Source organism: Streptomyces sp. NPDC059906 (assembly GCF_042730645.1).
GTDB lineage: Bacteria > Actinomycetota > Actinomycetes > Streptomycetales > Streptomycetaceae > Streptomyces > Streptomyces rubrogriseus.
On the sequence record NZ_JBHWKU010000004.1, the window covers coordinates 339,672 to 353,645 of the forward strand.

Annotated in this window: 15 protein-coding genes; 4 read left to right on the plus strand and 11 right to left on the minus strand. The window is 71.4% G+C overall.

All coding sequences use genetic code 11. The features are described from left to right. Positions 1 to 11: 11 nt before the first annotated feature. The 6 genes from ACFV9J_RS09240 to ACFV9J_RS09265 all read right to left on the minus strand — a co-directional run bounded on the left by ACFV9J_RS09240 (position 12) and on the right by ACFV9J_RS09265 (position 4,553). Positions 12 to 686, minus strand: coding sequence for a hypothetical protein (locus tag ACFV9J_RS09240; RefSeq protein ID WP_385352042.1), 675 nt, complete (start codon positions 684 to 686; stop codon positions 12 to 14). Further along, entirely contained in the window at positions 683 to 1,258 is a 576-nt protein-coding gene (locus ACFV9J_RS09245; protein WP_385352044.1) for a SigE family RNA polymerase sigma factor, read from the minus strand. Before ACFV9J_RS09245 ends, ACFV9J_RS09240 begins: the two co-directional genes overlap by 4 nt. A 76-nt stretch (positions 1,259 to 1,334) precedes the next feature. After that, positions 1,335 to 2,789, minus strand: coding sequence for a peptidoglycan D,D-transpeptidase FtsI family protein (locus tag ACFV9J_RS09250; RefSeq protein ID WP_385352046.1), 1,455 nt, complete (start codon positions 2,787 to 2,789; stop codon positions 1,335 to 1,337). Between the two features lie 92 nt (positions 2,790 to 2,881). Continuing rightward, positions 2,882 to 3,274 (minus strand): hypothetical protein, encoded by a 393-nt coding sequence (locus ACFV9J_RS09255; RefSeq protein ID WP_385352048.1) that lies wholly within the window; start codon positions 3,272 to 3,274, stop codon positions 2,882 to 2,884. Between the two features lie 31 nt (positions 3,275 to 3,305). Beyond that, positions 3,306 to 3,776 carry a GNAT family N-acetyltransferase gene (locus tag ACFV9J_RS09260; RefSeq protein WP_385352050.1) on the minus strand — a complete coding sequence of 157 codons (471 nt, stop codon included), beginning with the start codon at positions 3,774 to 3,776 and terminating at the stop codon, positions 3,306 to 3,308. Between the two features lie 3 nt (positions 3,777 to 3,779). Then, positions 3,780 to 4,553, minus strand: a complete 774-nt coding sequence (locus ACFV9J_RS09265) for an IclR family transcriptional regulator (protein WP_003976948.1) — start codon at positions 4,551 to 4,553, stop codon at positions 3,780 to 3,782. 122 nt (positions 4,554 to 4,675) lie between these two features. Here ACFV9J_RS09265 and ACFV9J_RS09270 point away from each other — a divergent pair, with 122 nt between their 5' ends. The 4 genes from ACFV9J_RS09270 to ACFV9J_RS09285 all read left to right on the plus strand — a co-directional run bounded on the left by ACFV9J_RS09270 (position 4,676) and on the right by ACFV9J_RS09285 (position 8,890). Continuing rightward, a complete protein-coding gene (locus ACFV9J_RS09270) occupies positions 4,676 to 6,205 on the plus strand; it encodes an aldehyde dehydrogenase (NADP(+)) (RefSeq protein WP_385352052.1) in 1,530 nt (509 codons plus the stop codon). Positions 6,206 to 6,309: 104 nt separating this feature from the next. Further along, on the plus strand, positions 6,310 to 6,918 hold the full coding sequence (locus ACFV9J_RS09275) for a DUF1349 domain-containing protein (RefSeq protein WP_385352054.1): 609 nt from the start codon (positions 6,310 to 6,312) through the stop codon (positions 6,916 to 6,918). Between the two features lie 92 nt (positions 6,919 to 7,010). After that, on the plus strand, positions 7,011 to 7,724 hold the full coding sequence (locus tag ACFV9J_RS09280; protein WP_054101591.1) for a DsbA family oxidoreductase: 714 nt from the start codon (positions 7,011 to 7,013) through the stop codon (positions 7,722 to 7,724). A gap of 71 nt (positions 7,725 to 7,795) precedes the next feature. Continuing rightward, positions 7,796 to 8,890 (plus strand): aminotransferase class V-fold PLP-dependent enzyme, encoded by a 1,095-nt coding sequence (locus tag ACFV9J_RS09285; RefSeq protein ID WP_385352056.1) that lies wholly within the window; start codon positions 7,796 to 7,798, stop codon positions 8,888 to 8,890. 118 nt (positions 8,891 to 9,008) lie between these two features. Here the strand turns inward: ACFV9J_RS09285 and thpD are convergent, their stop codons facing one another. The 5 genes from thpD to ACFV9J_RS09310 all read right to left on the minus strand — a co-directional run bounded on the left by thpD (position 9,009) and on the right by ACFV9J_RS09310 (position 13,799). Beyond that, positions 9,009 to 9,908, minus strand: a complete 900-nt coding sequence (gene thpD / locus ACFV9J_RS09290; RefSeq protein ID WP_385352058.1) for an ectoine hydroxylase — start codon at positions 9,906 to 9,908, stop codon at positions 9,009 to 9,011. 6 nt (positions 9,909 to 9,914) lie between these two features. Beyond that, entirely contained in the window at positions 9,915 to 10,313 is a 399-nt protein-coding gene (locus ACFV9J_RS09295; RefSeq protein ID WP_003976954.1) for an ectoine synthase, read from the minus strand. A 113-nt stretch (positions 10,314 to 10,426) separates the two neighbouring features. Beyond that, positions 10,427 to 11,698, minus strand: coding sequence for a diaminobutyrate--2-oxoglutarate transaminase (gene ectB / locus ACFV9J_RS09300; RefSeq protein ID WP_003976955.1), 1,272 nt, complete (start codon positions 11,696 to 11,698; stop codon positions 10,427 to 10,429). Between the two features lie 131 nt (positions 11,699 to 11,829). After that, positions 11,830 to 12,342: a diaminobutyrate acetyltransferase gene (gene ectA, locus ACFV9J_RS09305; protein WP_385352063.1), complete on the minus strand. Its 513-nt coding sequence runs from the start codon at positions 12,340 to 12,342 to the stop codon at positions 11,830 to 11,832. A gap of 329 nt (positions 12,343 to 12,671) precedes the next feature. Then, on the minus strand, positions 12,672 to 13,799 hold the full coding sequence (locus ACFV9J_RS09310) for a pyridoxal-phosphate-dependent aminotransferase family protein (protein ID WP_385352065.1): 1,128 nt from the start codon (positions 13,797 to 13,799) through the stop codon (positions 12,672 to 12,674). Positions 13,800 to 13,974: the final 175 nt, after the last annotated feature.

Sequence of the window (13,974 nt, forward strand, 5' to 3'; positions counted from 1 at the left end):
GGTTCGCCCGCTCAGCCGCCCGGGGTGAAGCCGCCCCGGACCGTGAGCCGTCCGGACGCGGCGGTGGCCGTCGCCGCGTAGCGGTCGCCGCCCGCGTCCCGGCCACCGCGCTCGTGGTTGTACTGCCCGGCGAACACCCACTCGCCGGCCGGGACGGTACGGCCCTCCTTGAGGGTCCACCGGTAGACGAGGAAGCCCGCGCGTTCGCCGACCGTGAACGCGAAGTCGTCCTCGGGCAGCGACCGCCAGGCGCCGGTGGAGGTCACCGAACCGGTCTGCGCCACCCGCAGTTCGACGGTGAGCGCGGTGAGCGGGGCGCTCGTACCCAGGGTGATGTTGCTCTGCGCCCAGAACTCGTTGCTGTGCGGGTCCACCGCACCGCCCGACCACAGCGGGCCCGGCTCGCGCGACGCCGGTGCGGTGGCGGCCGGACGCTGTGCGGGCGCGTCGCCCCGCACCGCCGGGGCGACCGTGTAACCACCGGCCACCAGGACGCCCGCCACGGCCGCCGTCGCACCGGCCACCCGTACCCAGCCCGGCAGCGGCGGGCGGGCCGGACCGCGGTCACCGGCCGCCATGCCGCGCTCGACCCGGGCCAGGATCCGGGCCCGGTCGGGCTCGTGGGCCCCGGCCGCCCCGTGCAGCCGGGCACGCAACCGCTCGTCCGCCTCCCGCCGCCCGGTCACCGGGCCCCTCCCGCGGCCTCACCGCTGTGCGCGATCGCCGCGCGCACCTGCCCGGGAGCGCGGGGAGCGGTCCGGGTGCCGAGCAGCCGCTGGAGTTCGGCCACCCCCTTCGAGGTCTGGCTCTTGACCGTCCCCACGGAGATGCCCAGGGCGAGCGCCGTGTCCTTCTCGGAGAGGTCGAAGGCGTGCCGCAGCACCACGCACGCCCGTTTGCGAAACGGCAGCCGGCGCAGCGCCTCCCGCACGTCCACCACGCCCGCGACGTCGGGATTCTCCGTCCGCTCCTCGCGCTGCGACCAGAACAGGGCGACGCGTCTGCGCTCGCGCACGGCGCTCCGGACGCGGGTACGGGCGAGGTTGGCGACGACACCGCGCGCGTACGCCACCGGGTGGTCGGCCGCGCGCACCCGGTCCCAGCGGTGCCACAGGGCCAGCAGGGCGTCCGCCGCGAGGTCGTCGGCGGCGTCCGGCTCGCCCGTCAGCAGGTGGGCGAGCCTGGCCAGTTCGGCGTAGTGGCGCTCGAAGAAGGCGCGGAACTCCGCGGCGGCGGCGTCGTCGACGACTGTCCCCACGGCGGGCTCTCCTCGCAGCGGCTTCCCGGCTGCCGAACACCGTACGGCAGACCGAACCCGAACGACCCCCGCAGGGTCAGCCCTTGAGCGCCGCCTCCATCATCGCCTTGGCCACCGGGGCCGCCAGGCCGTTGCCGCTGACCTCGCTGCGGGCCGCGTCGGACTGCTCGATGATGACCGCCACCGCGACCTCCTTGTCCGAGGTGTCGGACTTGGCGTAGGAGGTGAACCAGGCGTACGGCGTCTTGCTGTTGTTCTCGCCGTGCTGGGCCGTGCCCGTCTTGCCGCCCACCGTCGCCCCGGCGATCTGCGCGTTGGACCCCGTGCCCTTCTCGACGACCGTCTCCATGGCCGACTGCAGCTGCTCGGCGGTGGTGGAGCTGACGATCCGCTTCGAGTCCGCGTCGGTGTGGTCCTCCAGGACGTCGCCGCCGCTGTCGGTGACCTGCGACACCATGTGCGGGGAGACCAGCTCACCGCCGTTGGCGAGGGCCGCGGAGACCATCGCCATCTGCAGCGGGGTCGCCGTCACGTCGAACTGGCCGATACCCGTCAGCGCCGTCGACGACCGGTTCATGTCCTTCGGGTAGACGCTGGTGTAGGCCCGTACCGGCACGTCCTGCGTCTCGTCGTTGAAGCCGAACTTCTCGGCCATGGCGCGCAGCTCGTCCTGGCCGAGGTCGACGGCCATCTTCGCGAAGACGTTGTTGCACGAGTACTGCAGCGCGGTGCGGATCGTGGCGTTCTCGCAGGGCGCGTTCGGATTCTCGTTGGTCAGGTCGGTCGTGGTGTCCGGGAGCGTGTACGGGTCGGGGCTGTCGGTCTTCACGTCCACCGAGTCGTACAGCCCGTTCTCCAGCGCGGCGGCCGCCACGACCAGCTTGAACGTCGAGCCCGGCGGCAGCGGCTGGCGCAGCGCCCGGTTGGTCAGCGGCTTGTCCGGGTCGCCGGTGAGCTTCTCCCAGGCCTCACCGGCGGTGTTGGCGTCGGTCAGCGACGTCGGGTCGTACGAGGGGGTCGACACGACCGAGAGGATCCTGCCCGTCTCCGGGTCGATCGCGACGGCGGCGCCCTTCGTGTCGCCCAGCGCCTCGAACCCGGCCTTCTGCACGTCCGGGTCGATCGTCGTCACCACGTTGCCCGGCTCGGCCCGGGTGCCGGTGACGGTGTCCATCACCGTCTTCAGCCGCGGATCGGTGCCGTTGAGGACGTCCTGGTAGATGCCCTCCAGCTGGGTCGGCGCGTACGCCTGCGAGGCGTAGCCCGTCACCGCCGCGTACAGCTTCCCGTTCTTGTACGTGCGTTTGTACGCGAGGTCGCCGCCCTCCGTCGGCGCCGAGCCGGTGACCGACCGGCCGGCCACGATGATGTTGCCGAGCGGCTCCGCGTACGTCTCGATCGCGTTCCGCCGGTTGTCCTTGCCGTCCGCGAGTGCCTGACCCTCGTAGAACTGCACCCAGGTCGCCCTGATCAGCAGAGCGAACACCAGGAGCAGCGTGAAGACCGAGGCACGCCTGATCGTCTTGTTCATCCCGTTCATCCCGCTGACAGGACGAACGGGCGGGCGGCGGTCGTTCCCGTGTGCCCCGATTTCTCATCTTTCTCATGCTTCTCATCGCCCGTTCATGAAGCCCGCCTCGTAAGCCCGGACCACGAGCGGGAACAGCGCGAGCACGGCGGCGACGGCGGCGACGGCGGTCGCGGCCCGCGGCATCCCCGGGCGACGGCGGCCGTGGCGGCCCCGCCGGTGACCGCCCGCGCGAGGAGTTGCAGCGGATACCCCGCCATGATCGGCGCGAGCAGCCCGGTGGCGACCCACACAGGGAACGCCAGTGACCGGGCGGGCATCCGGCGCCCCCAGGGCCGGGTCAGCACCAGCGCGAGGTACGGCAGACGGGCCACGACGGCGACCGCCCGCAGCAGCCGCCGGGGCCGGGTGGGGCCCGTGGGCGGAATCGGGGCGGGCGGGGCGGAGGCGGCGGCGGCCGGGGCGGAGGCGGCGGGCGTCGGCGTCATGCGTCCACGCTCTCGCCCGCACGCTCCCGGCTCATTCCGCGAGGTGCAGGACGACCTCGTCGATCTCCTCGCCGCGGGCCCGCGCGAACCCCCGCGCCCACGCGCTGGTCACGAAGCCGCACTTCTCCAGCACACGCCGCGACCCCGCGTTGTCGGCCGCCGCGCGCGCGTACAGCGGCCGGTCCCGGACCTCGGCGAGCAGGGCTCGCAGCGCGGCCGTCGCCACGCCCTGCCCCCAGTACGCCCGGTCGACCCAGTACGTCACCTCGCGTTCGCCCGGCTCCCCGTACACCGCCGTGCTGCCGATGACGTCACCGTCGCCGAGGATGGTGCGCACGACGTCGCGGGAGGCCCGGATCTTCGCCCAGTGGGCCGCGAACGCCGCCCAGTCGGAGGGGTCCCTCGCCGTGAAGGCCGCCATCCGCACGGCCTCCGGATCGTTCATCTGCCGGAAGAAGACGGGCAGATCGCTGTCGTGAACCTCGCGCAGTGCGATGTGCATGGCTCAGAGCCTACGCGTCGCCAGTGTCAGCCGGTCCCGCGCGTCGAACAGAGCGTCCTTCACCATCTGTTCGTGCGCGGGCGTCAGCCGCGCCACCGGCACCGAGCAGCTGATCGCGTCCCGCGCGGGGGTGCGGTAGGGGACCGCCACGCCGAAGCAGCGCAGCCCCAGCGTGTTCTCCTCGCGGTCCACGGCGAAGCCCTGCTCCCGCACCAGGCGCAGCTCCTCGATGAGCTTCTCCCGGTCCGTGATGGTGTGCTCGGTCAGCGCGGGGAGGGTCTCCGGGAGCATCTTGCGCACCTGCTCGTCGGTGTACGTGCTCAGCAGCGCCTTGCCCAGCGAGGTCGAGTGCGCGGGCAGCCGGCGGCCGACCCGGGTGAACGGCCGCAGGTAGTGCTGGGACTGGCGGGTGGCCAGGTACACCACGTTCGTGCCGTCCAGACGCGCGAGGTGGATGGTCTCCGTCGTGTCGTCGGAGAGCCGGTCCAGCGTCGGCCGGGCCGCCGCGACCACCTCGTCGCCGTCGATGTACGAGGTGCCGACCAGCAGTGCCCGTACGCCGATGCCGTACCGCGTGCCCGTGGCGTCCGTCTCCACCCAGCCCAGCTCCACCAGCGTGCGCAGCAGCATGTAGAGACTGGACTTGGGGTAGCCGACGGCCTCCTGGACCGACGCCAGAGAGTGCATACCGGGGCGCCCGGCGAAGTACTCGAGCAGCTCAACCGTCCGCACCGCGGACTTGACCTGCGCTCCGCCCCCCGTCTCGACAGCCGACATCGACCTTGACCCCTTCGTTCGACGAGAAGCTGAAGATATAGTCTCGAACAGCATATTCATCAGTAGAGACAGCGTTCAGTATATCGAACAACTTCTGTGCAGAGCACGTGGAGGGACCCGCGGTGGCAGCAGCACCAGTCTGGAGTGTCGACCCCCGTACCGGGAAGCAGCGTGAACAGGTCGCCGTGGAAGCCACGGCCCAGGAGGTGGACGCCGCCGTCCGCGCCGCGCACGCCGCCCGGGACGCCCTTGCCGACCGCGCCGTCCGCGCGGCCTTCCTGCGGAGCGCCGCCGACGAGCTGAAGGCGGCCGAGAGTACTCTCGTCGAGGCCGCCGACGCGGAGACCGCGCTCGGCCCGGTCCGGCTCACCGGCGAACTCGCCCGCACCTGCTACCAGCTGCGGGCCTTCGCCGACATCGTCGACGAGGGCGAGTACCTCGGCGTGGTCGTCAACCACCCCGACGACACGGCCACCCCGCCCATCCCCGACCTGCGCCGCTACAAGGTGCCGCTCGGCGTCGTCGCCGTCTACTCCGCCTCCAACTTCCCCTTCGCCTTCTCCGTCCCCGGCGGCGACACCGCGAGCGCGCTCGCGGCCGGCTGCCCGGTCGTCGTCAAGGCGCACCCCGACCACCCGGCCCTGTCCGAGCTGGTCGCCAAGGTGCTGCGCCGGGCCGCGGCCCGGCACGACATCCCGGACGGGGTCCTCGGCCTGGTGCACGGCTTCGAGGCGGGCGTCGAGCTGATCAAGCACCCGCTGGTCGCCGCGGCGGGCTTCACGGGCTCCGTCCGCGGTGGCCGCGCGCTCTTCGACGCGGCGGCGGCGCGTGAGGTGCCGATCCCGTTCCACGGCGAGCTGGGCTCGCTGAACCCGGTCGTCGTCACGGAGGCGGCGGCCGTGGAGCGGGCGGAGGCGATCGGCGCGGGCCTGGCCGGTTCGATGACGCTGGGCGTCGGCCAGTTCTGCGTCAAGCCCGGCCTGGTGCTCGTGCCGGCGGGCGACGCCGGTGACGGCCTGGTCAAGTCGCTCACCGACGCGGTCAGCGCCACCGACGCCGGAGTGCTCCTCGACCACCGCATGCGGGACAACTTCGTCGCGGGCGTCGCCGAGCGCGTCGCGCTGCCCGACGTGGACTCCCCGGTGACGCCGGGCTCGGGCGGCGAGCACACCGTCAGCGCGGGGTTCCTCACGGTGCCGGCGGCGCGGCTGGCGGCGGAGGGCGAGTACGACCTGCTCCTGGAGGAGTGCTTCGGGCCGGTCACCGTGGTGGCCCGCTATCAGGACGAGGGTGAGGTTCGGGGGGTGCTGTCGCGACTGCCGGGGAACCTGACGGCGACCGTGCAGCTCTCTGCCGAGGAGGCGGCGGGGGAGGGTGCCGGGGCGGCTCTGCTCGCCGAGGTGACGCCGCTGGCGGGGCGGGTGCTGGTCAATGGCTGGCCGACGGGGGTTGCCGTGGCGGCGGCTCAGCAGCACGGGGGGCCGTACCCGGCGACCACGTCGACGTCCACCTCGGTGGGGGGTACGGCTATCGAGCGGTGGTTGCGGCCGGTGGCTTATCAGGGGGTGCCGGAGTCCTTGCTGCCGGTGGAGTTGCGGGACGAGAACGCGCTGGGGCTGCCTCGGCGGTTCAACGGGGTGCTTGAGCGGTAGCGCCGTCGGGCGCGGGGTTGTGTGTGGAGTGCTGCGCCGTCGTGGCTGGTCGCGCAGTTCCCCGCGCCCCTGAGTGCATCCACTGAGCCTGCGATGATCAGTGCATGACTCTTCAGCTTCCCGAACTGCCGTTTCTCCTCCGTCCCCACGGGCCCGACGGCCGTTGGACCTACGCCGACGGTGTGCTCACCGGGGTCGCCGGGGCGCGGCAGGATCGGTTTGTGCCGCCTACCGGGGTGTCGCTGGAGCCAGCCTCCGACGCGCCCCGGCTGCTCGGCGCTCCCGACGGGGACTTTCAGCTGATCGCCCGCGTGTCCGTCGGGTTCCGGGGTGCCTTCGACGCCGGGGTGCTCTACGTGCACGTGGGGGAGCGGGCCTGGGCCAAGCTGTGTCTGGAGTACTCCCCGGACGTGCCGACCGTCTGCACGGTGGTCACCCGGGGGCACTCCGACGACTGCAACTCCTTCACCGTGGAGGGCGACTCCGTCTGGTTCCGGGTCAGCCGGACCGGACGGGCCTTCGCCTTCCACGCCTCCCTCGACGGGGAGCGCTGGACCTTCGTACGGCTCTTCACACTGGGCGACGAGGAGGAGACCGGCTCCGCCCTGGTCGGCTTCCTGGCGCAGGCGCCGACGGGGGAGGGCTGCACCGTGACGTACGAGAACCTGGAGTTCCGGCCGGTCTGGCCCGCGGATCTGCGGGACGGCAGCTGAGCGCGGGGCGGGAATGAGAGCGGCCGCTTGAACGTTCACGTACGTGGCGGAGAGGGCCTCCGCCGCCGTACGACCTGGAGAAGAGCCGAGACATGCGCGTCGAGATCTGGAGCGACATCGCCTGCCCCTGGTGCTACGTGGGCAAGGCCCGCTTCGAGAAGGCGCTCGCGGCCTTCCCGCACCGTGACGGCGTCGAGGTGGTCCACCGTTCGTTCGAACTGGACCCCGGGCGGGCCAAGGACGACGTGCAGCCGGTGCTGACGATGCTCACCGCCAAGTACGGCATGAGCGAGGCGCAGGCGCAGGCCGGTGAGGACAACCTCGGCGCGCAGGCCGCCGCCGAGGGCCTGGACTACCGCACCCGGGACCGCGACCACGGCAGCACCTTCGACCTGCACCGCCTGCTGCACCTCGCCAAGGAGCGGGGACGGCACGAGGCGCTCCTCGACGCCTTCTACCGGGGCAACTTCGCCGACGAGCGCTCCGTGTTCAACGACGACGAGCGGCTGGTGGAGCTGGCCGTCGGCGCCGGGCTGGACGCCGAGGAGGTCCGCGCGGTGCTCGCCGACCCCGCCGCCTACGCCGACGAGGTGCGCGCCGACGAGCGCGAGGCCGCCCAGCTCGGGGCCACCGGGGTGCCGTTCTTCGTGCTCGACCGGGCCTACGGAGTCTCGGGCGCCCAGCCCGCCGAGGTCTTCAGCCAGGCACTGACCCAGGCGTGGGGCGAGCGCACGCCGCTGAAGCTGATCGACGACGGCGGCGCCGAGGCCTGCGGTCCGGACGGGTGCGCGGTGCCCCAGGAGTGAAGGGCCGGCGGAAAGCCCAGATGAGGGCCCGTTCATAAGCGATGCTTGGAGAAACCGCGTAGAAATACGCGATGGACGGGGAGGTCACTGGGCCGCACAGTGGTGCCATGGAGAGCTTCGAGAATCTCGTCCGTACCGAGTTCGCCCCGAAGACCACGTACCTGAACACCGCCAGCACCGGCCTGCTCCCCGCCCGGACCCTGGTGGCCATGCGCGAGGCCGCGGCCTCCGCCGCACAAGGGCAGCCGCTCGACATGTTCGCCGACGTCGAGGCGTCCCGGGCCGCGTACGCCCGCCTCGCGGGGGTGCCCGCCACCAGGGTCGCGACCGGCGCGTCCGTGGCCACGTTCAGCGGGCTCGTCGCCGCGTCGCTGCCCCCGGGAGCCGAAGTGCTCACCGCGGAGGCCGACTTCAGCTCCCTGGTGAACCCGCTGTACACGCGCGGCGACCTGAAGGTGCGCAGCGTGCCGCTGGAACGGCTGGCCGAGTCGGTGGGACCGGACACCGCGCTCGTCGCGGTCAGTTCCGTGCAGTCCGCCGACGGGCGGCTCGCCGACCTCGCCGCGCTGCGGGACGCCGCCCGGGCGCACGGGGCGCGGACGCTGATCGACGCCTCGCAGTCGAACGGGTGGCTGCCGCTGACCGCCGGCGACTTCGACTTCGTGGCCGCCGTCGCCTACAAGTGGGTCCTGTGCCCGCGCGGCGTCGCCTTCCTCGTCGTACCGGAGGATCTGGGGGCGGCGGCCGGGCTGACACCGCTGTTCGCCGGGTGGGCGTCCGGTGAGCGCCCCTGGGACAGCTGCTACGGCCCCGTCGAGGAACTCGCGCACTCCGCCCGGCGGTTCGACGAGAGCCCCGCCCTGTTCTCCTACACCGGTGCCCGGCACTCCCTGGCCCTGATCGAGGAACTGGGCGTCGACGCGGTGCACGCCCACGACACGGGGCTCGCCGACCGGTTCCGCGCGGGGGTGCGCTCGCTGGGCCACCAACCGGTGGACGCGCCGGGCTCCGCGATCGTGTCCGTGCCGGGACTCGGACACCGGCAGGGCGAGCTGGGCGAGGCCGGCGTCCAGGTCTCGGACCGGGCGGGCAATCTGCGGGCCGCCTTCCACGTGTACAACACCGCGGCCGACGTGGACCGGCTGCTCGACGTGCTGGCGGGCTGACCCGGCGGAGCCGGGAAGAAAATATCGGGCAGGGGCCTCCCGTCCCACACGAAGAGGCCCCTGCCCGAGTCTCGGACATCTCAGACGTTTCAGATGTCTCAGACGTCTCGGACGCGAGTCACTTCACCGGGGTGAAGTCCCGCGCGCCGATGAAGTCCGGCCGCCGGATCGGAGCCGCGAACGGCTCGACCGCCGTGTTCTCCACGCTGTTGAACACGATGAACACGTTGCTGCGCGGGAACGGCGTGATGTTGTCGCCCGACCCGTGCATGCAGTTGCAGTCGAACCAGGTCGCCGAACCGGCCTTGCCGGTGAACAGCTTGATGCCGTACTCCGAGGCCATCTTCGTCAGGCCCTCGTCGGACGGCGTCCCCGCGTCCTGCATCTGCAGGGACTTCTTGTAGTTGTCCTTCGGCGTGGCCCCCGCGCACCCGAGGAACGTCTTGTGCGACCCCGGCATGATCATCAGACCGCCGTTGGTGTCGTAGTTCTCGGTGAGCGCGATCGAGACCGAGATCGTGCGCATGTTGGGCAGGCCGTCCTCGGCGTGCCAGGTCTCGAAGTCCGAGTGCCAGTAGAAGCCGCTGGCCCCGAAGCCCGGCTTGACGTTGATCCGCGACTGGTGGACGTACACGTCCGAGCCGAGGATCTGCCGCGCCCGCCCGACCACGCGCTCGTCGCGCACCAGCTTGGCGAAGACCTCACTGATCTTGTGCACCTCGAAGACCGACCGGATCTCCTGGGACTGCGGCTCGACGATCGAGCGCTCGTCCGCGCGGATGGCCGGGTCGGTGGTGAGGCGCTCCAGCTCCCGCTGGTACTCGCCGACCTCGTCCGGCGCGATCAGCTGGTCGATGGCGAGGAAGCCGTCGCGGTCCAGGGACTGCAGGTCGCCCGCCGAGACGGGGCCGGACGCGTCCGGGGAGCCCCAGACGACCGGGTCCTGCCGAGGGGTGGCCACTTCGGTGGCGCCGCGGGTGGGATAGAGATCAGTGACGTTCGTGGTCGTGGTGGTCACGGTGACTCACACCTCCTCGGTGAGCAGCGGGTAGACGCCGTTCTCGTCGTGATCCTCCCGTCCGGTGACGGGCGGGTTGAAGACACAGATGCAGTGGAAGTCCTCCTTGACCTTGAGCGTGTGCCGCTCGTGGCCGTCGAGGAGATACATCGTGCCCGGCGTGATGTGGTACGTCTTCCCCGTCTCGCGGTCGGTCAACTCGGCGTCGCCCTTGGTGCAGACGACGGCCTCGATGTGGTTGGCGTACCACATCGACGTCTCCGTACCCGCGTACAGGATCGTCTCGTGCACGGAGAAGCCGACCTTCTCCTTGGCGAGGACGATCCGGGTGCTTTCCCAGGTGCCGGACGCGCTCTTCACGTGCCGGTCGGTGCCTTCGAACTCCTTGAACGAACGGACGATCACGGTGTTGCGATGCCTCCTAGGTGAGGGTGTGCAATGGTCCCCGGCGCCTTCGGCCGCGCGGGCCGAAGGCGCCGGAAGTACGGGGGGTGCCGGACAGCCGGTCCGGCGGACGGTCAGGCCGTCTCGCGCACGGCCCTGGCCAGGGTCTTCATGCCCTCGTCCAGCTCGTCGGGCGTGATGGTGAGCGCCGGCAGCAGCTTGACGACCTCGCTCTCGGGACCGGAGGTCTCGATGAGCAGCCCCAGCTCGAAGGCGCGCTTGGCGACCCGGCCCGCGCGGTCCTTGTCGTGGAACTCCAGGCCCCAGACCAGGCCGCGGCCGCGGTACTCCTTGACGTCGGCGAGGTTCTCCTCGGTGATGGCGATCATGTGCTGCTCGACCTGCTCGCCGCGCTTGCGGGTCTGCTTCTCCATCGCCGACCCGTCGGCCCAGTACGCCTCCAGCGTGGCGGTCGCCGTGACGAAGGCCGGGTTGTTGCCGCGGAAGGTGCCGTTGTGCTCGCCCGGCTCCCAGACGTCCAGCTCCGGCTTGAACAGGGTCAGCGCCATCGGCATGCCGTAGCCGCTGATGGACTTGGAGACGGTGACGATGTCCGGCGTGATGCCCGCCTCCTCGAAGGAGAAGAAGGCGCCGGTACGGCCGCAGCCCATCTGGATGTCGTCGACGATGAGCAGCATGTCCTGGCGCTCGCACAGGTCGGCCAGGGCGCGCAGCCACTCGGCCCGGGCGACGTTGATGCCGCCCTCGCCCTGCACGGTCTCGACGATCACGGCGGCCGGCTTGTTCAGGCCGGAGCCCTGGTCCTCGAGCAGCCGCTCGAACCAGATGAAGTCCTCGACGGTGCCGTCGAAGTAGTTGTCGAACGGCATGGGCGTGCCGTGCACCAGCGGGATGCCGGCGCCGGCCCGCTTGAAGGCGTTGCCGGTCACCGCGAGGGAGCCCAGCGACATGCCGTGGAAGGCGTTGGTGAAGGACACGATCGACTCGCGCCCCTTCACCTTGCGCGCCAGCTTGAGCGCCGACTCGACGGCGTTGGTGCCCGTCGGGCCCGGGAACATGACCTTGTAGGGCAGGTCACGGGGCCGCAGGATGGTGTTCTGGAACGTCTCCAGGAAGCGGCGCTTGGCGGTCGTCGACATGTCGAGCCCGTGCGTGACGCCGTCCCGCTCCAGGTAGTCGATCAGCGCGCGTTTCAGGACCGCGTTGTTGTGCCCGTAGTTGAGCGAACCCGCTCCGGCGAAGAAGTCGAGGTACTCGTGGCCGTCCTCGTCGTACATGCGGCTGCCGACCGCACGGTCGAAGACGGTGGGCCAGCCGCGGCAGTAGCTGCGCACCTCGGACTCGACGGTCTCGAAGACGCTGAGGTCGGGCTGGGTGATGGTCACGACGAATCGCTCCTCGTGGGGTGAGGGTGGGAGAGGAAGGTCGTACAGGTCCGGTGGGACCGTTCGTGGTCCCGGCCGGGAAGTCTGGGGGGCCAAACCGGTCGGGGGTGCCCCGACGGCTCGGCGAGGGGTCAGCCGCCGGCGGACAGGGGGCAGATGCGGTACAGGACCTCGGGCTCGTGGGGCCCGTCGGGGAACACCGCCGTGTCGAACAGGACTTCGCGCTCAAGCCGGGCGCCGCGGCGCTCGGCGAACGAGGTGAACAGTCGTTGGGACGCCGTGTTGTCGGGAGAGATCGTTGTCTCCAGGGTGGTGATCCCGCGTTCGCGGGCCACCCGCTCCGCCAGTCCGTCGACCAGCGTGGCCGCGAGCCCACGACCACGGTACGTCCGGTCCACCGCCACCTGCCACACGAGCAGGGTGTCGGGGCTGTCGGGCCGTACGTAGCCGGTGATGAAGCCGACCGGCACGCCGTGCCCGTCGCGGACGACGGCGGAGGTGGCGGCGAAGTCCCGGCACCAGAGCAGGTAGCTGTACGAGGAGTTCAGGTCGAGGACCTCGGAATCCCTCGCTATCCGCCACAGGGCGGCGCCGTCGGCCACTCTCGGACGATCGATTTGCAGGTCTGCTTGCGCGGCAGTCATGCAAATTGAATTTACCCAGCGAAATTCGAAATTGCATCGCCGGACGGGGTTACGAATGGGCGCCTCGTGTGTTATCACGCGGGCGCGTGCTTCCGCGCGAGGGGGCGGCGTTTTGAGGCGATTTGACAGGGTCGTAAGCCGCAAATCGGGCAGCATGTGGATCGGGTCACAATCGCGTAACCCGTGCGAGACGTGTCCGAAATGTGAAGATCGGCTGTCGTGAAATCTTTGTGTTTAGGTCCGAAGAAAGCGGGCAGAAGAATACGGGAAGCTGCGCTGAGTGGAATTCCTAAATTCTGCTTGTGCGAGTATCCGGAATTCCCTCTGATTCAGCCTTCGGAAAGGCCGGGCCCGGTCGGCCGCTCCCACGCCTCCTCGGCGGCCCGCCGGGCGGCCTCCGGGTCGGCCTTCACACCCCGCTCGACCAGTGCGGCACCCAGTGCCGCCAGGCAGCCCTGTACGGCCCCGCGCGTCGCGTCCGGACCGTAGTGGTTGACCCGGATCATCTCGGCCGCCAGCGCGCCGCCGCCCGCCGCCAGCGGCAGCGCCGGGTCGGACTCCAGGGCACGGGCCACCAGCGCGGACGCGTCGACGTCCGACGGCGTGCGCAGTGTCGTCGCGACCGGCGCCGCGTCCCTCGCCTCGTACACGTACGGCTCCAGGCCGCCCAGCGCCAGCGCGCCGGACCGGGTGGCCGCCGCCGCGGACGCGTGCCGCGCCATCACCGTCTCCGGGCCCGCCGCCTCGATGCGCTCGACGCAGGCCTCCAGCGCGAGCATCTCCAACTGCGCCGGCGCGTGCAGCAGCGCCTTGCGCCCGCCGTCGATCCACCGCTCCTTCCAGTCGAGGAGCGACAGGTACGACCGCCGCGGGGCGTTCGGGTTCGCCGCCATGCGGGCCCAGGCCCGCTCGCTCACCGACACCGCCGAGACGCCCGCCGGGCCGCCCATCGCCTTCTGCGCGCCGATGACGCACAGGTCCACGCCCCAGGCGTCCGGCAGCACCGGCTCCGCGCCCACCGAGGCCACGGCGTCCAGGTAGAACAGCGCGCCGTGCGCCCGGACCACCTCGCCGATCTCCGCGACCGGGTTGGTGTTGCCGGTCGCCGCCTCGGCGTGCACCAGGGACACGAAGTCGATCTCCGGGTGCTCGGCCAGAGCCCGGCCGACCTGCTCGGCGGAGACGGCCGTGTGGAACGGCACGGCGAGGTCGTGCACCCTCGCGCCGCAGTCCCGCAGCCAGTTCCCGAAGGTCTGCCCGTACGGTCCCGTGACGACGTTCAGCGCGACGGTGCCGGGTCCCGCGGCGGCGCGGATGGCGCCCTCCAGCGGCAGCAGCGCCTCGCCCTGCATGACCACCACGTCCTGGCCGGTGCCGAGCAGGCGCGCGACCCGGTCCTCGATCGCGGCGAAACGTCCGGCGCTCAGCGGGGGGAGGTCCAGGAAGGGATGGGTCACGGCGGTGCTCTCTTCGGTGACGGCGGGTGTGCGGCGCGGGTACGCGGCGTACGGAGTCGAGAGTAACCATGGCGTCCGCCGGCACTCGCGCCGGAGTGCTTCCGTTGCGACACCCCCACGCCCGGAATCATGGCTTCCGTCACAGCCGAAGCGATCACCGCCTGATGAACTGGCC